We start from the raw sequence: 15,398 nt of genomic DNA, 5'->3' as shown, positions 1-15,398 counted from the left end.
TCCGTAGCGGCCGTTGCCGACCGTTTCCTGGGGTGAATATCAGCCGCCGGCTGGTGGCGTAGTGGTGAGGGTGATCATCACGCCGGCGGTGACCTTGTTGCTGTCGGCATGCTTGACCCAGTTGGCCGCCGAACCGACAGCCGCCAGGGTTGGGTTCGCGCCGCCGGCAGTTTCCTTCCAGCTGTAACCCAGGACGTCAATGTTGACGGTGCCCTCGGCGCGGTAGCCGATGCCGAGGTTTTCCTCGTCGTCCACATTGTACGAACGGAAGCCGGGGGCTTGGGACTCGGTGATCACCACGGCGTTCGGCAGCAGGCCGAAGATCACGTCAGATGGCGCGGTATCAGTCACCAGCACGGGCTTGCCCAGGGTGCCAGGCAGGCCACCATAGATAACGACACCGGCTTCTTCGTAGATTTTGTTGGTGATGGCCTCGTCGACGATGTCGAAGTAGGCACTGGAGTGCATAACCCACAACACAATGCGACCGAACTTGTCGCCGAATTTGCGCATGCCGCGGGTCAGCGTCTTCTTGCCGTCGGTTTCGATGTTCGCCGAGACCACCATGCCGGCGTTGGAGCCGATGGCGGCGCGCAACGCGGCGGTGGCGTACTGGATGAAGCCTTCCAAGGTCGCGTCGGCAACGTCGGCACCGATGATCTGGGAGAACTCATCAACCGGGCGGCCGCGACGCTTGAACGCCTCTTCGGTGGTCTGGTACGGGCCGTATTTCCACGGCGCCTTGACACCGACGGCCTCACCGGCGCCGATCTTTTTGGCGGTCACCTTCCCGGTGGAGTTGACGTCGCGGTGTTCCAGCGAGCCGCCAATCTTGTAGAAAGCGCGCTTGCGGAAGTCGCCTTCGATCAGCTCGTTGTCGAGGACGATCGCGCCATTGGAAGACGCGTTGAACACGTCCAGGTTGTCCTGAACGCGCTCCAGGTATGCAGTTTGCGCCTCATCGTTGTAGATGATCAGGTCGCTATTGACGGTTGTCGCCATGAGTATTTCCCCTTACTTGGGCAATTGCAGATATGCGGTTTGGCCGTGCTTGCGCTGGTATTCGCGCTTTTGCTCGGAGGTCATTTCGGAGCGCTTGAATGCAGCCTGGCCGCCGCCCCCGCCCGGGGCTTGTGTCCCTGAGGCCCTTGGCCACAGGTGGGGCGCGCTTTCGCGCAGAGACTCGGCCCATTCGAGCGGAGTCAGAGGGGTCTTGCCGTCTTTGCCGAGGATGGTCTGGCCATGCTCATCGACAGCGACCGCTTCGCCCTCTTCGTTTAGAGAGAACACGCCTTTGGCGCGCAGGATGATGTCGTCGGTTGCTTCCGGCAGTGCGCCGGCTTTCAGTGCAGCGCCGCGCACCGAGTCGCCCAAGACTTTGCCCTGGAACTTGGCGGCGAAGGCTTCAGCCTTCTCGGCGCGGCCGGCGAGCGCCTTCAGTTGCTTGTCGTGCTCGCCACGCAGGCGCTCGGTGCGCTTGTTGAACACTTCGTCAACCTTGCCCTCAGTTAGCAACTTGGTTTCTTCGTCCTGGCCCGCTCGACTGAGCAGTCCTTTGACGGCGTCGATGTCGATGCCTTCAAATTGGGTTTCGAACTGGGTCAACTTGCCGGAGGTTTCCTTCAGCTTGCCCAGCAGTTCCGAGTTCTTGGTTTTCAAACCCGAAACGGATGCTTCAACGGCAGTCGCGATAGCGGCCTTGATTGCCGGGTTTTCCAGGTCGATTTCGTTTTCTTCTGCCACGTTGATGCACCCCTTGGGTATGTTTCGCCCGCTTTGCAGGCAATAAAAAACCGCCCAGAGGCGGCTGATTGAATGTGTTCGGTTAAATCCCGGCGCGCTCGAATGCCAGCGGTTCAAGCCCTTTCATCTGCGCCAGGGTCAGCGGCGCTAAGTTTCGATCAAGCTGCAGCTCGGCGAATCGCTCCACCGTCAATCCCCCCTCCCGGAACAGCTTGGCACGCACCGGACCAATCGCCACATCCTGAAACGCCGCAGGCTGCTGCTGAAGCCAGTGGTAATAGTCGAGGTCGGCACTGACCTGCTGTCCGCCATTGGCACCCACCGAAGCCCGGGTAGCACCTTTGGCAAACATCGCGCTGAGCTTGGTCAGGAGAATGAAGGTAGTGCGGCAGTTCGGGTGGAATGGCGGCCTTGGGCCGGAATCCACCGGAAACTTGCGCTTGTCCATAGAGCAGCAAAGCTGACTGGTTTTGCTGTCCAGCGTGGCCACCATCTGGATTTCTTCCACGATGTCAGTGTTGGCCTTGGCCACCTCCATACGCGCCTGAGACGACACATGCTGAATCGCGGTATGTACGACCGTGGCGGCATTGCGGTTGGTGGTCGCCAGGATGCCGTCTTTGTACCCGGCAGCCTTGGTACCGCGAATGTTGCGGATGATCTGGAAGTTCGTCTGCCCTTCGAAGTAGCCCTGCCGAATAGTGCCGGTGACACGCTCTCGCTCGGCGCCGGTCCAACCCTTGATGAAGGCCTTCAGCAACTTCCCACCGCCGGTACCGCGCACGCTGAGCGGATTCTTCAGCACTGCAGTGCGGATTGCTGCGGCTGTCGGCGCAACCACGTCGAGCGATACGCCGACCGGTGCTGACCTGGCAAGACTGGTCGCCTCGAACTCGGCCTCATAGTTGGCGATATCCACCAAGTCGAGGTTCAGTTGCGCGCTGTAGCGGTCGAAGATGCCCAGCAACAGGCTGTCGACCTCCTTCAGCAGCGCTTCCAGGCGCTTGACGTTGTACTCGGTCAGGTCCGACTGGGTCAGCCGGTCGCGGATCGAGCGATCGATCTCCTTGAGGAAGGGAGCGAACTTGCCCACCTCCCCCGCCTTCAGCTTTTCGAGGAAAACGGCGTGCCGGATGGTGGCGTCATGGATTGCTTGGTTTGCCGCCATTTGGTGCGTCCTCGTTGTCCAGGCCCAGGCCGTCGCCCTGCTCCTGCAATTCGCCGTCGATCTGCAGGTCAGTGCGCTCTGGCGCGATCAGGCCCAACTTACGCAGGTAGGCCCGAAGGTCAGCCTTCGCGAATCCGCCGTTCTGCCACAAGCCGACCAAGGCGGTGATCATCTGCGGATCAGCCGTCAGTTCAACAAACTCCTGATTCACCTGGTAGGCAACCTTCTTGTCAGCGATGCCCATGTAGGCGCAACACCACATGATTGCCCGGGTGTAAGCCTCGCTTACGTTTGCCACGCAGCCGGCCAGCACCGAAGTGGAGGCCGACTGATCACCACGAGACTCCGTAGCGGTCTTGGTGGCAATTGACGCCACCACCATCCGCGCGCCCAGCTCGATCATCATCTGGTTCTTGTCGGCCATGGCCTCTTTGACCAGTGTGTTGGGCAATGGCTGCGCGTAGCCGAACTGGCCACCGGTCGGCAGCATCATTGGCGCCCTGGAGCCGACATAGACGCCGTTCTTCTCCATCCAGTCGCGCCACTGCTCATCCAAGCCGCTGATCCACGGCTGGGCCTGTCCACACCAGAAAACGCTGTCCTCATAGTCGGCGCTGTTCCGGTAATGGCCCAGGTTGATCATGGCGATGTCGTACAGGGGTGATTCGTCGATGCTGGGGTCATTGTTCTGCGCGCCGACAAAGGTGAACGGGATCTCTTTGAAACGCCCAGTGACACCTTCAGGCCTGAATTCTTCGGTGACCGCCAGCGGCCCGCCACCTTTCGGCCCGGACCTGCGCCAGACCCGGCAGACAAAGCCGTCGTCCTCCAGCGCCAGTTCCCGGTACTGCTCGACCGTCTTGAAACCGAAGCCGTCGGGAATCTCAGGCGACTCACGCAACACCACCAGTGTCAGCACGCTGTGACCGTTAACCATGCCGGTGCGCCAGTTGATGATGTCTTCAGCGCAGTAGGACAGGATCACCGAGTGCCCGCCGATGCTGTCGTCCTGGTGATAGTCGACGTACAGCCCATGCCGACCGGCCTCAAGCACCTTTTCAAGCGTGCCCTGGGAATGCTGGTAGACGCTGACGCCGGAACCGTTGGCGTTGTCCTGCAGATATTCCAGTTTCTTCGACACCGTGAGTGTCGGGTCTTTATGGAAGGCCAGGCCAAGCAACCCGTTACGGGTGTGCCCGGTGGCGTTCTTGAACACCGCCCGCTCGCGGTAAGCCCGGTTCCGGTCTTCGTTCTCCGGCGACTTGTCGTGCGCGTTGATGTATGGGAGCCGATCGACAACCCGGTGCTGCCCGGCGCAGACGTCGCGAACGGTCGCCCAGCGGTCCAGCGCTTCGATGTAATCCGCCCGCTTGAAGGAGACGTCGTTGCTCATCGGGCGTATCCCATTTTGATAGCGGTGACCGGTTTGATGATCGGGTACTCGCGGTGGATGAAGTAACCGCCGGCGTCGTTCGCGTGATCGATGCCGGCGGTTTTGTCTGGCTCACCGTTCGCGCCCCACACCTGCTGCTCCAGGCCATCGGCGTAGGTTGGGCAGGTGAACGGATTGACCAGGTAGCGGCGCTCGCCCTGCGCATTGCAGAAGACGGCGTTCATTGCGTTGATTCGGTCCTTCACCGGCGGGTTTGCCGCTGGAGCGATGACCGCGAACCCGGCCTGCTTGAGCATGGCAAGGTCGGTGATGCTGGCGTTCACAGACTTGCGTGAATCGCCCGAGGCATCCGGGTAGATCCTGATCTCGCAGGTCTTCTTGAAGTCATTCCCATCGTGCTGCCAGTAGCGTTCCTTGATGCGACGGATCATGTCGGGCGTGTCGTAGCCGTCGATCAGCTCATCCACGGCCCTGGGCAAGCCTTGATCGCGCTTGACGTGGGTGATCGCCACCATCTTGCCGACGTTGAAGTCCATGCCAATGAACAGAGGCTCGCCGGGCTGCACGGTGTCGAGGCATCCGTTCAACTTGCGGTCGTAGGCCGTGTAGATCGTGCCTGAGGTCAGGTTGACGAACTGCCCCTTGAGGTACGCCATGATCAGCTGTGGCGGGTACGACTCCATCAGGGATGCGATGTAGTCATCCGGCAGGTTCAACTCGTTGTCGAAAGTGCTGGCCTGCACCAGGCCGTACATCTCTTTGAGCGAAGGCTTGTCCCGCAACTGCTTCACGAACTGCAGGAAGACGAACTTGAAGCCTTCCGGTGTCGTGGTTACGTCCACCCCGTTCTTCAGCCCGGGCAGGTTGTAGCGCATTCGGGCAATGATCTTGCGCCAGGCCTGCTGCGCCTTGACGGCGGTCAGCACGTCCAGCTCATCCACCAGCGCTTGGCCGATCTTGAAGCCAACGATGGTCTGCGGCTTCTCCATCGACCGACAAATCACAGTGCCGCGGTACTGCCGGCCGCTGTAGATGTGAACCTCGTGGTTCGCCTGGTTGATCTTGGTCTTCAGTCCCCAGTCGTAGGCCACCTCATCCATGGTCGGATAGAAGATGTCCCGTATCTGCGGGTAGGTCGGCGCGAAGTACCCAGCGTTGACGCCGGGCCACTCCATAAAGTGCTTGCTCAGCGCCGAGCACCCTACCCAGGTCTTGCCTGAGCCGAACCCAGCAACGAACGCACGAAACTTGTGGGGTAGCGTGAGGAACTGAGCCTGCGGAACGTTAAGGCTCGGCATTCGGCTTCCTCGCATCTACCACGTCGACCTGGATACGGGTCGGGATCACCGGTTCGTCACCAGCCTCTTCCTTCCGTGCCCGGTTGACGTAGATGTCGCCGGTTTCTTTCGCTGCCTGCTCGAGGATCTGCATGGCCAGGCCGATGTTCTTCATCGTCTCGGCCTTCTCCACGAAGCGGTTCATGGCTCGCAGGCGGAACGCGCGGTTGGCGATCGGGATCTCGGCGGTCTCTTCTCGGAATCGCTTGCGGGTGTCGTGAAACAGAGTCTGCCACTTGAGCGCCAGGTGGGAGCCGGCGCGCTTTGTTGGGTCGTGCTGCTCAACCTGCTGCCGGGTTACGTCCACATCGAATTCTTGCTTCACCGCTTGTGAGACCTGGCTCGGAGTGTCGAAACACGCCAAAGCCTGAACGATGAAGCTCTTCACCTCATTTTTCAGGGCTGCCATAAGTTAGATTCCGTCTCACGCCTGTCTTACATCAGGCCAACTTGAGCAGACAGGTTCCGCAGGCCCTCGCAATGTTCAATTTCCCCACCTCAGCAGGACTGTTTGCAGCATCCACCAACGCTTGAACGTCAGGGCTTGCACCGTAGCGGCGGACCACACCGACGAACTCTTCCACGTCGTGGCCCTGCAGCTTGATCTTCGGTGCGCCGTCTTGGGTGAATGCTGGTTGACCGTACTTGTCGGTCGCGTGAGCCAGGTGATACAGCTCGTGCTCGATCAGGGCGCAGAACTCAAGGTCGCTGCACTGGGCGCAGTAGTCAGCAGCCAAGGTGATGATGAAGGCCGGCACATCGCCGAACCAATCACGCATCTGCTGCTCCATCCGTGCTTTCTGCCAGCCGCCGGCGCGGAACGCTACCTGTTCGGCCTGGCCCAGGACTGTGCGCCCCTGTTTCTCGAAGCTCGACGACGCCCACATGATCCGAATGTCTGCATCCAGTAGGTGGGCATGGTCTTCGTTGTGGATGCTCCCGGTGTCGGCGAGGATCTCGCACTGGAGCCAGTCCCACACTTCGGGGGCTGGAGTAAGTCGGATACCGAATTCGGATAGCTCGGATAGCTCGAGCAGCAACGATGGAGGGTATGGCCTATTCATCCCCCCCTCCTTCATTTTAGTTGTTGCTTACCCGGTCCAGCCAAGCCTCCATAAGAGATACCCGGCAATCAAAGCCACGACTAGACCAAGAAGAGATGTTAAAAGGTTCTCGGCAAAGAACCGAAGGATGGAGCGCTTGGGCGGCAATGGAGAATCTGGCCTCGTTGCAAACGCGGAAGAGTCAGTAACCTCAAGCCGTTTCACCCCCTCACCCTGAACTAATTTTGATGAGTCGGTATGGCACTCGGTTAGTTTTATATCTTCAGAGTCCTTGAGATCAAACATAGCCATGAGCGATCCTCCTCACGGCGACCGCTAGAGGAGTAGGCCTTGGATACCAACCCGCCTGGCTATGCGACATACCATTCACAGTCAGACCTCTGACTCGCTCACCAACTACCGCTGTTCGAGTCGACTCAAGTCGAATGTCATTCATCCTGATGTCGTCAGAGTCATAAATCTCAAATGCGGTATCCATACCATCCATTGAAACGTTGTCGAACTGTACATCAATGCAATTTCTTATCAGCACGCCAGTAGCCATGGCCGGTCACCCGAGAGAAGAGGTGGCGTAACGATAGCACCCTTCAACTCACCACAGACGGTGCTCCGACTACTAATGTTCGGATCGTGCCGCCAGTGCATGTGTCCCGCTTCTTGGCCATCTCAATGGCTTCGGCAGCAGTTGCACCCATGTCCATTGCGGTAAGGGCGAATGGCGATCCATTGCCAATAGCGTCAGAACGATCAAGTCTGATTCTGTTCTTCCAGAAACCAGTCTTATCGTCATGGCCGATCAGCCAGAGCGTGCCGCCATCTATCGCGTAGCCGGATGCCTCAACGGGTGCCGACGCGGCAGTGCCAAAATAGGCCGCGATCAATGCATCGAAGTCGCAGGTCGCACCGGTACAAAGGAAATGGACACCCTTCACCGTCTGCAGCTTCTCGCAGTCGTCATCAGTGATGGTCGTTCCGCGTGTGCAGCGAGAGTCATAGGCGATCACGCCGTCCTTGTAGGCAATGGTCGTCATCTGCTTCCCCTTTTTTGAAAGCGCCGCATAACTTGATTGGCTCGCCCGACGGCGGTATTGATACGTCTCGACACATAACCAAGGTGCAATCGCATGGATCACAACAAGGCCGGGATTGTCATTCACACCGAAAATGTTGAGCCAGAGCAGCTAACCGACGTCCAGTTTCATTTCGCCCCTGGCGAGCGGTCACTCTATGCGGGCGCAGACAACACTGGCGCAATTGTCCAGAGGTCGGGCTGGCTAGGGATTCGAACCGCTCCGTTCTCAAATTGGCCGGGGAGCTTCTTAATTGAGCTGAGGCCTTCGCATGATCTACGAAGTGAGCATATGTTCGAGGTAACGCGCAGCTTCCATGAACCGCTTCAAGACGGCGAGTGGTTGTGGTTCCCCGTGAAGCCGGTGGTGGTGACGGCCTATAGCGATCACGACTAGATCGCACCACGATTTGGCGCATTCGAAAACGTGGCGCGGATTAATCGACCTTGCGACTGGGCAGTTTGAAGTCAGTCACCCTGTCAGCTATCGACCGGATCTTCTCCACACCCAGAAAGCCTACCCAGCCACCTGCGAAGGTGGCCATGCTCTGGGGCAGACCGAAGAAGTCCAGGCCGCTGATGATGGTCAAGGTAAGGCCGCCACAGATCGCGCCCTCCACCAGCATCTGGCGCCGCGTGCCGCCGCCGTAGGTGATGCGCAGGACGGCCATGGCGCAGGACAGCGCAGCCGCATAGAGGATTGGCGAATGCTGGCTCAACCACGCAAGCGCAATCGCCCATGTGTCTGGTTTGTCTGGCATGTTGGACATCTCGGTTCCTCCCCGTCAGGGAGTTATGAATATGACAGGCCATGACCTGCGGAATAGATCAGCCCCGGCGGCACTCCCAGCTCAGAGCGAAGGGTGTGGCGGGGCCGAAAACAAGAAGGCCCCGATCAATGTCGAGGCCCTGAATAGGTGCGCGTGTCTTCCCACGCTGCCAGCCAAAGACCTTCCCAGCGTCGACACCCCAATGCATCGATCTCGCTGATCTGGTATCGCGCCACTCTGGAAGTCAGGTGTGAACAGAGCGCGCGGGCTGCCGGTGTTTTTCCGTAGCGCTGCACTACCGGCTTATCAGCGTCCAGGCATCCCCCGAAAGGCCACCCTGGCTGTGACGAGCCTGAATCAGAAATGAAAAAGCCCAGCGCGACGGCTGGGCTCTATTACGCAAGGAGATAGAAGATCATGGAGTCCAGTAAGCAATCTTGCCGCCTGCACCAACAGCTACAAAATTGCCGTTACCGTAGGCGACGCTCCGGATATCGGTTCCTGCGAAAGTGTTGGCTTGCTGAACCCAGCCGATCCCATCCTCGGAAACGGCTGTCTTGCCGCCGTCGCCGACAGCTACATACTTGCCATTACCGTAAGCAATGTCGCGGATGATGGTTCCACCGAAACTGGTATCTGCAACAGCAGTCCAGGTAAGCCCATCGGATGAATATGCCATCTTGCCATCCGCACCAACGATAAACATTTTCCCGTTGCAAAGCTTCATGGAAAGGATGGTGCTAGTGCCGAAGGTGCTGGTTACGGTCGAGAATGATTGCGAATTCTCCGTCGCCATCTTCACAGCGCTAAGCAGCTTCCCATTCGATCCCGCAACCAACACAAAAACGCCAATGACGTTGACGCAGTACACAGTCTCGCTAGAAGTGAAGGTCGTAGTGCGCTCCACCTGGCCTGACCAATCGCCATAACGGGAAAAGACTTTACCGTTAGACCCAACCAGTATCCAGGTCGTGTCAATGCCAGAAATTGGCTGATAATACACAATGCCTTGCAAGTCTCCGGACGCGCGAACAGTTGCCGTAATGTTTGTCCAATCCCTTTCAGGGCGTGCTGTGCTGCCGTAGGCCACATTGCCGGATTGAGAAACGGCTTGAAGCTGTGTCCCAAGACCGTTCCAGTACAGGTCATTGAGGACCTTTCCGCTATCAGAGGTGACGACGCCCTTAAGCTTGGTCCACGCTGTACCAGTTGCGTTTCCGCTGACAAGCTGAGTGGTTGTGGGAAGACCGTTGCCACCAGCCGCATAGAACTTGCCTTGAGCAAAAACTACGCGCCTAAGCATGCCGGTGTTATCCACCGGTTGCACTTGAGTCCAAAGATCTTGCAAGGTTTGAGACGCTGAGTTTGCGTTTTCCATTTTAAACTCCGTTACTGAGCTGATTTAAGTTCAGGCCTCTATATTGGGCGTATGGCGCTCATGGGCGATTGCTCGAGGCTCGCGGCCTTCACATGATTCAGCGTCCCACATCGGGAACATTTGATCTGGAGCTCTGTAAACCCACCCGTTCGGGCGAGAAGTCTTTTGCAGTTACCGCATCTGAATTCTTTCAACATCTGCAATGCCTTTTGATTTCTGCTAGGCTCCGTCCCGCTCTCGAGAGCAAGGGGGCCTTGGCTGGCTTGCAGGCTGGTTCTGCGATCTGGTGACTACAGGAAGTGGTCAGACACTTCCTGGAGTCGCCCTCTCTTTTCTCGCACCAACGAAAAAGCCCCGAACTTGTCGGGGCTTTTGCGTTTCTGGCAGGCATAAAAAAGCCCGACACAGTGGCCGGGCTTTTTTCCTAACTCCTACACACGCAGGAATGACAGGATGGGCAGATAATGGCTCATTGGCTCACTCGTCGTCAAGCGGCTTGTGTATCAATGAGTCCATCCGCATCCAGCAGGGCTTGAGCGGACACCAAAGCCTGATCCACTTCCCGCTCCAGCGCCTTGCGAATGTCACGCCTCCACCGCTCCTGGGTCTTAATCGGATGCGGTTCGTTTGACCAGTTGTCCATCTCGTACCAGCCGGCCGGTAGGACGTTGGTGGAGCGCTTCCCGTCCACGCCTGGCAACCGAGGCATTGCCCAGGTAACCACAGCGCAATGCAGGAACCGCTCCGGCGCAGGCGAACGCATCACGCGAGTCAGCTCCGCGATCGCTGCATGCTTGCGGTCGGTATGGGTTGAGTACTTCGCCACCAGCGCCCGCCAGTGCGCTGGGGTGAGCGACTTGTGCAACCTACCGAACACCCAGCAGTCCTGGAGAAACGCCGCCTCCTTGCCGACGATCTCCCCCTTCTGCTTGGCGCACTGCACCTTGGGCTCGAAGTCGCAGCCGCCGGCGGAGTTGATGGTCTCGGCGGCCAGCGCCCGAACTACTGCTGAAACAACATTTCGATAGGTCATGCTGCGGCCCTCCGAGCCAATTTCAGTTCACATTTTTTGCAGCGGTCCCAGTTGCCAGGCTCGAACATCGGCATTTTGTCCGTGCTTACCGTGTCGATTCCGCAGATCGAGCGCCAGAAATATGCCCTACCTTGCGCTGTGATCGCAGCGAATTCCTTTTCCTGATTGAAGTAGTGGGCCTTGCCCGTGATCGGGAACATAGGCTTCAGCCAGCCCTTTGATGGCCTACTTGCGCCGCCAGTGATTTGCGCAATCTGCGTCATGCTGCAGCCCTCTTCAGCTCTCTGGTTTTTGCCCGGTATTCGGCGGTGATCGCCTTCAACTCATCGACGGTGTACTTCTTGGCCTCATGAGGACCTTCAAGCCACTCCACGGCCTCGGCGCCGATCCGCTTCACCAACTCAATGCGGTAATTCACAATGTCGCCCGACTTGTGGTTATTGCAGGGGGCGCATTGTTTGTGGACATTCAAAGGCTCGAATCGGATCTCCGGGTTGGCTGCGACTGTCCTGTAATGCCCCGCGTGATATTGGCCGTCGTGGTGGCGACCACAGCTCACGCAAGGCAGATCGGCGTCTCGTAGGCGCACCCATTCGTTGAATGCTTTCTGCGTGTCGCGCGCATGATCCGCCCTACTCTTCAGCTTCTCCTTGCGGACCTTGATCTCGCGGCGCTCAACCTGGGCCAGCGACTTGCGCGCCTTCTCCTGGTGGACGTCCTTGATGACCAGGCCGCAGGTGTAGTTGCAGACGTTCTGCCCGAGGCGCTGCGGGACGAATGAGGCCCTGCATGCTGGGTTCTTGCAGGTCTTGGGCTTGGGTTGTTTCACGGAGAGGCTCATGCGCTCATCTCCTCAACCTGGCGACGCAGCACTTCAATCTCGGCCTTCATCGCTGCCGCCTCTCCCTGCGCTACCAGCATGCGGCCCCTTGCAGTTCGGCGCGCAGCTCGGTTCATCCATGGCGAAACGTAAGCCTCATACGCACGGCAGCGAGCCTCATCGATTTCCCGTTGGCGCGTGAACTCTGGGCTTTCCTTGAATGGGCTCATGCGGCCTCCTTGCTCAGCAGATCGGCAAAGACAACGCCCTGGCCGGTGAAGTAATTGGCCATGCGATCGGTGTACTGGACGCCCTGGGCGCGATTGAACAGGCTGGTCACCGGGAAGCCATCCGGGCCGAACAAATGGCACTCCCCCATCATGGCCAGCTTCGTTTCGTAGGGCAGATGGCGCATAACCCGATACCACTCAGCTTGGAACCCGGCGTCCTCGTTCAGCAGGATCTGCACACCGAAGTGCAATTTGCAGTAGCGACGGGCGTCGGCCGCGTCGCCTATCTGGGTCATCTCGGATATGCGCCTGTACATCGCGAACCACAGGGCGTTCTGGTCGAGCGTGCGGTCCTTGCCAGGTCGAAGCGAGACCACAACGAACTTCTTGTCGCGGTACATGGTGGTTAGGCAAGTGATGGCCTCGGAGAGCTTGGCCTGGCAGTTGACGCTGATCTTGTCGGTCATTACTGGTCACCCGTACCGATCGGTTCCATTGGTGTGATGCCTGGAATCATGTTGGCCCGACGGATCAGGACATTGGCGCGCTCGTGCGGAACGCCAGTCGCATCGGATGCGCCATTGCGATACCCGTGCATGTAGGCAGCACTACGGCGTTGAGGTGGCAGATCATCCTTGCCGCGCATGTAGCCCTGGACCATCTCCCAATCGGCTTCGGTGTAGCTTTCTGGCTTGGCGTAGCTCATGACTGCTCTCCCTGGCCCAGTGCGGCCTCTTCTTCCCACGGGAAAGGGCTGTACGACTCGAAGTCAGTCTCCCAGTGCGCCGGCTCAGTCATGCCCACGTTGTCGTAATGAGCCTGGCAGTGGCCACACCTGAAAACGTAAAGCCCCGAGCCCTTCTCGAAATAGTCATCCCGATATTCAAGGATCTCAGCCTGGATCAGGGCCAACTGCTCAACGGTAATCTGACCGCTGATAGCGCTTATGAACGGATCATCGCCTTCGCTGTGAAAGACCTCGATCCAGGCCGACTCTTCGCCATTTCGCCAAGCGTTGGCGTCGTAGTGTTTCTGCTCAAGATCGTCGCGCAGCGCCTCCACCTCAGCCTTCAGCTCAGCATTCACCGGCTCGTAGGCTTCGTAGCCGGTCTTGAGGCCAGCTATTTCGGCGCGGAGTTGGTCGCGCTCATCCAGTACCGCCTTGTAGCCGTCGAAGTTGTAAGCGATACGACCAATTAGCTTGGCGTGCTCGCACTCGGCATTGAGCCGCAAAACCTCAGCCATCAGCGCCTGAACATTGTTCGACTCGTTCTGCCAGTGCTTACGAGTCGAGTCGTTCTCGGCGATCAGGGCCAGGATCGTTTCCGGGTCGACCTCTTCGTGGAACTGCTGGAGCGCGCGCATTTCCTCGTCTTCGTCGGCGAACTTGATTGTGTCCTGGGCGGCGTATGCGGCGACCTTCTGGAGTTCGGTGTAGTCGCTCATGCCCGCTTCTCCCCTGCTTCCGCGATCAATGCCATGCGCTCCAGGCGCTCGGCGGCCTGGCTCGAAAGGTTCACGCCGTCGGCCTCATCCACCACCGGCATGCACACGAAACGGATTCCGTGCTTGACCAGGGCGCTGGCCGCCTCAAGGGATTGGCGTAGCTGTGCTGGGTTTGCTCGTTTCATGGTCGTGACTCCAGTTCCTGGGCCTGACGGATCAGCAGCGCCCGGCGATCTGCCAACTCATTGGCCGCTTTAATCCGCACTTCGAGCTTCCGTTCTTCACTGGCTTTGCGCATTTCCAGCATCGAGCTCTTCACGATCTCCAGTTTTTGGCGAAGTACCGGCTCTGCCCGGGTGACGGCACCGGTGAGCAGACCGGCAATGGCACGACCATCCTCGGTGATCGGCTCAACGCTAAGGTCTGCCAGGTACTTCTGGCCGCGGTCACAGGGAATACGCTTCAACTCCACGGCCCTGGTAACAGCCTGGATACGGCGGCTGGCATCGAAGCCCACAGAGACGTGCCAGTTGACCGGCTTCGCATCCTCGCGGGCCTGACACACGAACCGCTGATAGGCGTCGATGAACGCCATGCGCGCGCCGACTTTGTCGCCGCCGTCCAATATGGGTTTCGCAGCGGCCAGGGCCAACTGGATCTCGTCGGTCAGCACCACCGTTTCGAATTCGTCGTTGGTGGTCATGGCGATAGCCCAGGCCTCATCCTTGCCCGGGCGCCCATCGGAGGACTGGACGCGCTGCAGAATGTCGGCCATCGCCAGCTTGCCCTTAACCTCAAAGCGGCAGGCCTTGAGCGCAGCTTTGACGACAGGCACCGGGTAGGCGCAGAGGTCTTCGGCCATCATCGCGGCGGTACCGGGGTTCATTTCCTGGCCCATGGCCTCGGCCGTCGCGCAGATGGCAGCGGCCAGCCCGGCGACCTGCTGGTCGTTCATTTCAGAGGTATTCATTGCGGTCACCTGCTTGGCGCTTGGCCAGAACCATCTGGGCGGCCTGCTCGGCTGCGGAGAGGTTCGCCTCGGTCCGTTCCATCTGGCGGGCCGTCGTGCCGTTGATGCGCTGCCCGGTCACCCACTGAGTGTGGTAACTCTCGGCGTTGGCCAGCAGCTCGTTGAGGCTGTGGCACTTGCGCAGGACGGTGGCATCACTGGTTTTCAGGAAGTGGGCTGCCACGTGGTGGGCGACATCGGCGCCGAGGCGGTCGACCAGTTGGCCGAGCTGACCACCGACCTTGGCGTTCCACACCGGCCAGGCGCTGTAGCGTTTGCGGTAAGCCATGGCGTAGTTCGCCCAGACCTTGAAGGTTTTGCAGGTCTGGTCTTTGGGGCCAGGCATGTCGGCGGGGATTTCAACCCGTGGAGCATCGGTACGATCAACCACCAGCACCAAACCGCGGGACTGAGCCGGCTTGCCGGTGGCGTCCTGCAAGTCCTGACTGGTGTCCTGATTGGTACCCTGATTGGTACCCTGATGATTGGTATCCTGATTTGTCGGAGATTTATCCGACCCTTGCTCGGATTTTTTTCCGACCTTGATCGGAGATTTATCCGAGGTAGATCGGATATTTTTCCGACCTTTGTTTTTTGGCGGGGTCGGATATTTTTCCGACCCATCAAGCTTCTGGTTCCACTCGATGGCCTTCTCGGTAAGGCGAAAAAGCGTGATGTTCGAAGTACTGGAAAGCTCAATCAAACCGGCCTCTTCCAGGGCCTTCAGCATGCGGTAAGCGGTGTCCGGCTTGTCAGTGAGCAGCGGTAGCTCCTCGATGATCTTGGCCTTGCTCAGCGCGAAGAAGATCCCGTCATCAGTCTTGATTGGCTTGGTCCAGCTCGGGCAGCCGTAGACGAAGGCGAACAGCAGGGCCTGCTGAGAATTCAGCCCCCACTCCAACGCCTTCACCTGGTTAATCGTGACGGTGTATTGCATG

Annotated in this window: 23 protein-coding genes; 1 reads left to right on the top strand and 22 read right to left on the bottom strand. The window is 58.9% G+C overall.

Going from position 1 to position 15,398, the window contains the following annotated elements; all coding sequences use genetic code 11:
* Nucleotides 1–39 precede the first annotated feature (39 nt).
* The 9 genes from C5F70_RS06360 to C5F70_RS06320 form a co-directional block, all read right to left on the bottom strand.
* A complete protein-coding gene (locus tag C5F70_RS06360; RefSeq protein ID WP_104902931.1) occupies nucleotides 40–1,002 on the bottom strand; it encodes a major capsid protein in 963 nt (320 codons plus the stop codon).
* A 12-nt stretch (nucleotides 1,003–1,014) separates the two neighbouring features.
* Nucleotides 1,015–1,743, bottom strand: coding sequence for a hypothetical protein (locus C5F70_RS06355; RefSeq protein ID WP_104902930.1), 729 nt, complete (start codon nucleotides 1,741–1,743; stop codon nucleotides 1,015–1,017).
* 82 nt (nucleotides 1,744–1,825) lie between these two features.
* Nucleotides 1,826–2,911, bottom strand: coding sequence for a phage minor head protein (locus C5F70_RS06350; RefSeq protein WP_104902929.1), 1,086 nt, complete (start codon nucleotides 2,909–2,911; stop codon nucleotides 1,826–1,828).
* Nucleotides 2,886–4,304: a DUF4055 domain-containing protein gene (locus C5F70_RS06345; RefSeq protein ID WP_104902928.1), complete on the bottom strand. Its 1,419-nt coding sequence runs from the start codon at nucleotides 4,302–4,304 to the stop codon at nucleotides 2,886–2,888. The genes C5F70_RS06350 and C5F70_RS06345 overlap by 26 nt, the downstream gene beginning before the upstream one ends.
* Nucleotides 4,301–5,602, bottom strand: a complete 1,302-nt coding sequence (locus C5F70_RS06340) for a terminase large subunit domain-containing protein (protein ID WP_104902927.1) — start codon at nucleotides 5,600–5,602, stop codon at nucleotides 4,301–4,303. The genes C5F70_RS06345 and C5F70_RS06340 overlap by 4 nt, the downstream gene beginning before the upstream one ends.
* On the bottom strand, nucleotides 5,589–6,050 hold the full coding sequence (locus tag C5F70_RS06335; protein WP_104902926.1) for a DUF2280 domain-containing protein: 462 nt from the start codon (nucleotides 6,048–6,050) through the stop codon (nucleotides 5,589–5,591). Before C5F70_RS06335 ends, C5F70_RS06340 begins: the two co-directional genes overlap by 14 nt.
* A gap of 31 nt (nucleotides 6,051–6,081) precedes the next feature.
* The gene (locus C5F70_RS06330) at nucleotides 6,082–6,705 is read right to left on the bottom strand and encodes a putative metallopeptidase (protein ID WP_104902925.1); all 624 of its coding nucleotides are present in this window, start codon (nucleotides 6,703–6,705) and stop codon (nucleotides 6,082–6,084) included.
* Between the two features lie 27 nt (nucleotides 6,706–6,732).
* A complete protein-coding gene (locus C5F70_RS06325; protein ID WP_104902924.1) occupies nucleotides 6,733–6,996 on the bottom strand; it encodes a hypothetical protein in 264 nt (87 codons plus the stop codon).
* A 296-nt stretch (nucleotides 6,997–7,292) separates the two neighbouring features.
* The gene (locus C5F70_RS06320) at nucleotides 7,293–7,736 is read right to left on the bottom strand and encodes a proteasome subunit beta (RefSeq protein ID WP_104902923.1); all 444 of its coding nucleotides are present in this window, start codon (nucleotides 7,734–7,736) and stop codon (nucleotides 7,293–7,295) included.
* A 93-nt stretch (nucleotides 7,737–7,829) separates the two neighbouring features.
* On the opposite strand from C5F70_RS06320, the gene C5F70_RS06315 reads away from it, so the two are divergent.
* Complete coding sequence (locus tag C5F70_RS06315; protein ID WP_104902922.1) at nucleotides 7,830–8,171, top strand: hypothetical protein; 342 nt, start codon at nucleotides 7,830–7,832, stop codon at nucleotides 8,169–8,171.
* A 40-nt stretch (nucleotides 8,172–8,211) separates the two neighbouring features.
* Here the strand turns inward: C5F70_RS06315 and C5F70_RS06310 are convergent, their stop codons facing one another.
* The 13 genes from C5F70_RS06310 to C5F70_RS06250 all read right to left on the bottom strand — a co-directional run bounded on the left by C5F70_RS06310 (nucleotide 8,212) and on the right by C5F70_RS06250 (nucleotide 15,397).
* The gene (locus tag C5F70_RS06310; RefSeq protein WP_104902921.1) at nucleotides 8,212–8,544 is read right to left on the bottom strand and encodes a phage holin, lambda family; all 333 of its coding nucleotides are present in this window, start codon (nucleotides 8,542–8,544) and stop codon (nucleotides 8,212–8,214) included.
* Nucleotides 8,545–8,959: 415 nt separating this feature from the next.
* Entirely contained in the window at nucleotides 8,960–9,922 is a 963-nt protein-coding gene (locus C5F70_RS06305) for a hypothetical protein (protein ID WP_104902920.1), read from the bottom strand.
* Between the two features lie 38 nt (nucleotides 9,923–9,960).
* Nucleotides 9,961–10,119 (bottom strand): Com family DNA-binding transcriptional regulator, encoded by a 159-nt coding sequence (locus C5F70_RS06300; protein WP_099494182.1) that lies wholly within the window; start codon nucleotides 10,117–10,119, stop codon nucleotides 9,961–9,963.
* Between the two features lie 290 nt (nucleotides 10,120–10,409).
* Nucleotides 10,410–10,955: a hypothetical protein gene (locus C5F70_RS06295; RefSeq protein WP_104902919.1), complete on the bottom strand. Its 546-nt coding sequence runs from the start codon at nucleotides 10,953–10,955 to the stop codon at nucleotides 10,410–10,412.
* Entirely contained in the window at nucleotides 10,952–11,218 is a 267-nt protein-coding gene (locus C5F70_RS06290) for a hypothetical protein (RefSeq protein WP_104902918.1), read from the bottom strand. Before C5F70_RS06290 ends, C5F70_RS06295 begins: the two co-directional genes overlap by 4 nt.
* Nucleotides 11,215–11,796 (bottom strand): recombination protein NinG, encoded by a 582-nt coding sequence (locus tag C5F70_RS06285; protein ID WP_104902917.1) that lies wholly within the window; start codon nucleotides 11,794–11,796, stop codon nucleotides 11,215–11,217. The genes C5F70_RS06290 and C5F70_RS06285 overlap by 4 nt, the downstream gene beginning before the upstream one ends.
* On the bottom strand, nucleotides 11,793–12,005 hold the full coding sequence (locus tag C5F70_RS06280; RefSeq protein WP_104902916.1) for a hypothetical protein: 213 nt from the start codon (nucleotides 12,003–12,005) through the stop codon (nucleotides 11,793–11,795). Before C5F70_RS06280 ends, C5F70_RS06285 begins: the two co-directional genes overlap by 4 nt.
* Nucleotides 12,002–12,472 carry a hypothetical protein gene (locus C5F70_RS06275; RefSeq protein ID WP_104902915.1) on the bottom strand — a complete coding sequence of 157 codons (471 nt, stop codon included), beginning with the start codon at nucleotides 12,470–12,472 and terminating at the stop codon, nucleotides 12,002–12,004. The genes C5F70_RS06280 and C5F70_RS06275 overlap by 4 nt, the downstream gene beginning before the upstream one ends.
* Entirely contained in the window at nucleotides 12,472–12,711 is a 240-nt protein-coding gene (locus C5F70_RS06270) for a hypothetical protein (RefSeq protein ID WP_104902914.1), read from the bottom strand. The genes C5F70_RS06275 and C5F70_RS06270 overlap by 1 nt, the downstream gene beginning before the upstream one ends.
* On the bottom strand, nucleotides 12,708–13,451 hold the full coding sequence (locus C5F70_RS06265) for a hypothetical protein (RefSeq protein WP_104902913.1): 744 nt from the start codon (nucleotides 13,449–13,451) through the stop codon (nucleotides 12,708–12,710). The genes C5F70_RS06270 and C5F70_RS06265 overlap by 4 nt, the downstream gene beginning before the upstream one ends.
* Nucleotides 13,448–13,636, bottom strand: a complete 189-nt coding sequence (locus tag C5F70_RS06260) for a DUF1382 family protein (RefSeq protein ID WP_104902912.1) — start codon at nucleotides 13,634–13,636, stop codon at nucleotides 13,448–13,450. The genes C5F70_RS06265 and C5F70_RS06260 overlap by 4 nt, the downstream gene beginning before the upstream one ends.
* Nucleotides 13,633–14,421, bottom strand: coding sequence for a hypothetical protein (locus C5F70_RS06255; protein ID WP_104902911.1), 789 nt, complete (start codon nucleotides 14,419–14,421; stop codon nucleotides 13,633–13,635). Before C5F70_RS06255 ends, C5F70_RS06260 begins: the two co-directional genes overlap by 4 nt.
* Complete coding sequence (locus tag C5F70_RS06250; protein ID WP_104902910.1) at nucleotides 14,408–15,397, bottom strand: phage replication protein; 990 nt, start codon at nucleotides 15,395–15,397, stop codon at nucleotides 14,408–14,410. Before C5F70_RS06250 ends, C5F70_RS06255 begins: the two co-directional genes overlap by 14 nt.
* Between the last annotated feature and the right edge of the window lies 1 nt (nucleotide 15,398).

The sequence above is a fragment of the Pseudomonas sp. LH1G9 genome (assembly GCF_002949975.1).
GTDB lineage: Bacteria > Pseudomonadota > Gammaproteobacteria > Pseudomonadales > Pseudomonadaceae > Aquipseudomonas > Aquipseudomonas veronii.
Note: the sequence above shows the minus strand (reverse complement) of the source record. Positions and strands in the feature narration are given on the sequence as shown.

What these genes read in the sequence shown, in the direction of transcription:
- C5F70_RS06360 (WP_104902931.1), bottom strand. Translation starts at nt 1,002, where the DNA reads ATGGCGACAACCGTCAATAGCGACCTGATCATCTACAACGATGAGGCG.
- C5F70_RS06350 (WP_104902929.1), bottom strand. Translation starts at nt 2,911, where the DNA reads ATGGCGGCAAACCAAGCAATCCATGACGCCACCATCCGGCACGCCGTT.
- C5F70_RS06345 (WP_104902928.1), bottom strand. Translation starts at nt 4,304, where the DNA reads ATGAGCAACGACGTCTCCTTCAAGCGGGCGGATTACATCGAAGCGCTG.
- C5F70_RS06340 (WP_104902927.1), bottom strand. Translation starts at nt 5,602, where the DNA reads ATGCCGAGCCTTAACGTTCCGCAGGCTCAGTTCCTCACGCTACCCCAC.
- C5F70_RS06335 (WP_104902926.1), bottom strand. Translation starts at nt 6,050, where the DNA reads ATGGCAGCCCTGAAAAATGAGGTGAAGAGCTTCATCGTTCAGGCTTTG.
- C5F70_RS06330 (WP_104902925.1), bottom strand. Translation starts at nt 6,705, where the DNA reads ATGAATAGGCCATACCCTCCATCGTTGCTGCTCGAGCTATCCGAGCTA.
- C5F70_RS06325 (WP_104902924.1), bottom strand. Translation starts at nt 6,996, where the DNA reads ATGGCTATGTTTGATCTCAAGGACTCTGAAGATATAAAACTAACCGAG.
- C5F70_RS06320 (WP_104902923.1), bottom strand. Translation starts at nt 7,736, where the DNA reads ATGACGACCATTGCCTACAAGGACGGCGTGATCGCCTATGACTCTCGC.
- C5F70_RS06315 (WP_104902922.1), top strand. Translation starts at nt 7,830, where the DNA reads ATGGATCACAACAAGGCCGGGATTGTCATTCACACCGAAAATGTTGAG.
- C5F70_RS06310 (WP_104902921.1), bottom strand. Translation starts at nt 8,544, where the DNA reads ATGTCCAACATGCCAGACAAACCAGACACATGGGCGATTGCGCTTGCG.
- C5F70_RS06305 (WP_104902920.1), bottom strand. Translation starts at nt 9,922, where the DNA reads ATGGAAAACGCAAACTCAGCGTCTCAAACCTTGCAAGATCTTTGGACT.
- C5F70_RS06300 (WP_099494182.1), bottom strand. Translation starts at nt 10,119, where the DNA reads ATGTTGAAAGAATTCAGATGCGGTAACTGCAAAAGACTTCTCGCCCGA.
- C5F70_RS06295 (WP_104902919.1), bottom strand. Translation starts at nt 10,955, where the DNA reads ATGACCTATCGAAATGTTGTTTCAGCAGTAGTTCGGGCGCTGGCCGCC.
- C5F70_RS06290 (WP_104902918.1), bottom strand. Translation starts at nt 11,218, where the DNA reads ATGACGCAGATTGCGCAAATCACTGGCGGCGCAAGTAGGCCATCAAAG.
- C5F70_RS06285 (WP_104902917.1), bottom strand. Translation starts at nt 11,796, where the DNA reads ATGAGCCTCTCCGTGAAACAACCCAAGCCCAAGACCTGCAAGAACCCA.
- C5F70_RS06280 (WP_104902916.1), bottom strand. Translation starts at nt 12,005, where the DNA reads ATGAGCCCATTCAAGGAAAGCCCAGAGTTCACGCGCCAACGGGAAATC.
- C5F70_RS06275 (WP_104902915.1), bottom strand. Translation starts at nt 12,472, where the DNA reads ATGACCGACAAGATCAGCGTCAACTGCCAGGCCAAGCTCTCCGAGGCC.
- C5F70_RS06270 (WP_104902914.1), bottom strand. Translation starts at nt 12,711, where the DNA reads ATGAGCTACGCCAAGCCAGAAAGCTACACCGAAGCCGATTGGGAGATG.
- C5F70_RS06265 (WP_104902913.1), bottom strand. Translation starts at nt 13,451, where the DNA reads ATGAGCGACTACACCGAACTCCAGAAGGTCGCCGCATACGCCGCCCAG.
- C5F70_RS06260 (WP_104902912.1), bottom strand. Translation starts at nt 13,636, where the DNA reads ATGAAACGAGCAAACCCAGCACAGCTACGCCAATCCCTTGAGGCGGCC.
- C5F70_RS06255 (WP_104902911.1), bottom strand. Translation starts at nt 14,421, where the DNA reads ATGAATACCTCTGAAATGAACGACCAGCAGGTCGCCGGGCTGGCCGCT.
- C5F70_RS06250 (WP_104902910.1), bottom strand. Translation starts at nt 15,397, where the DNA reads ATGCAATACACCGTCACGATTAACCAGGTGAAGGCGTTGGAGTGGGGG.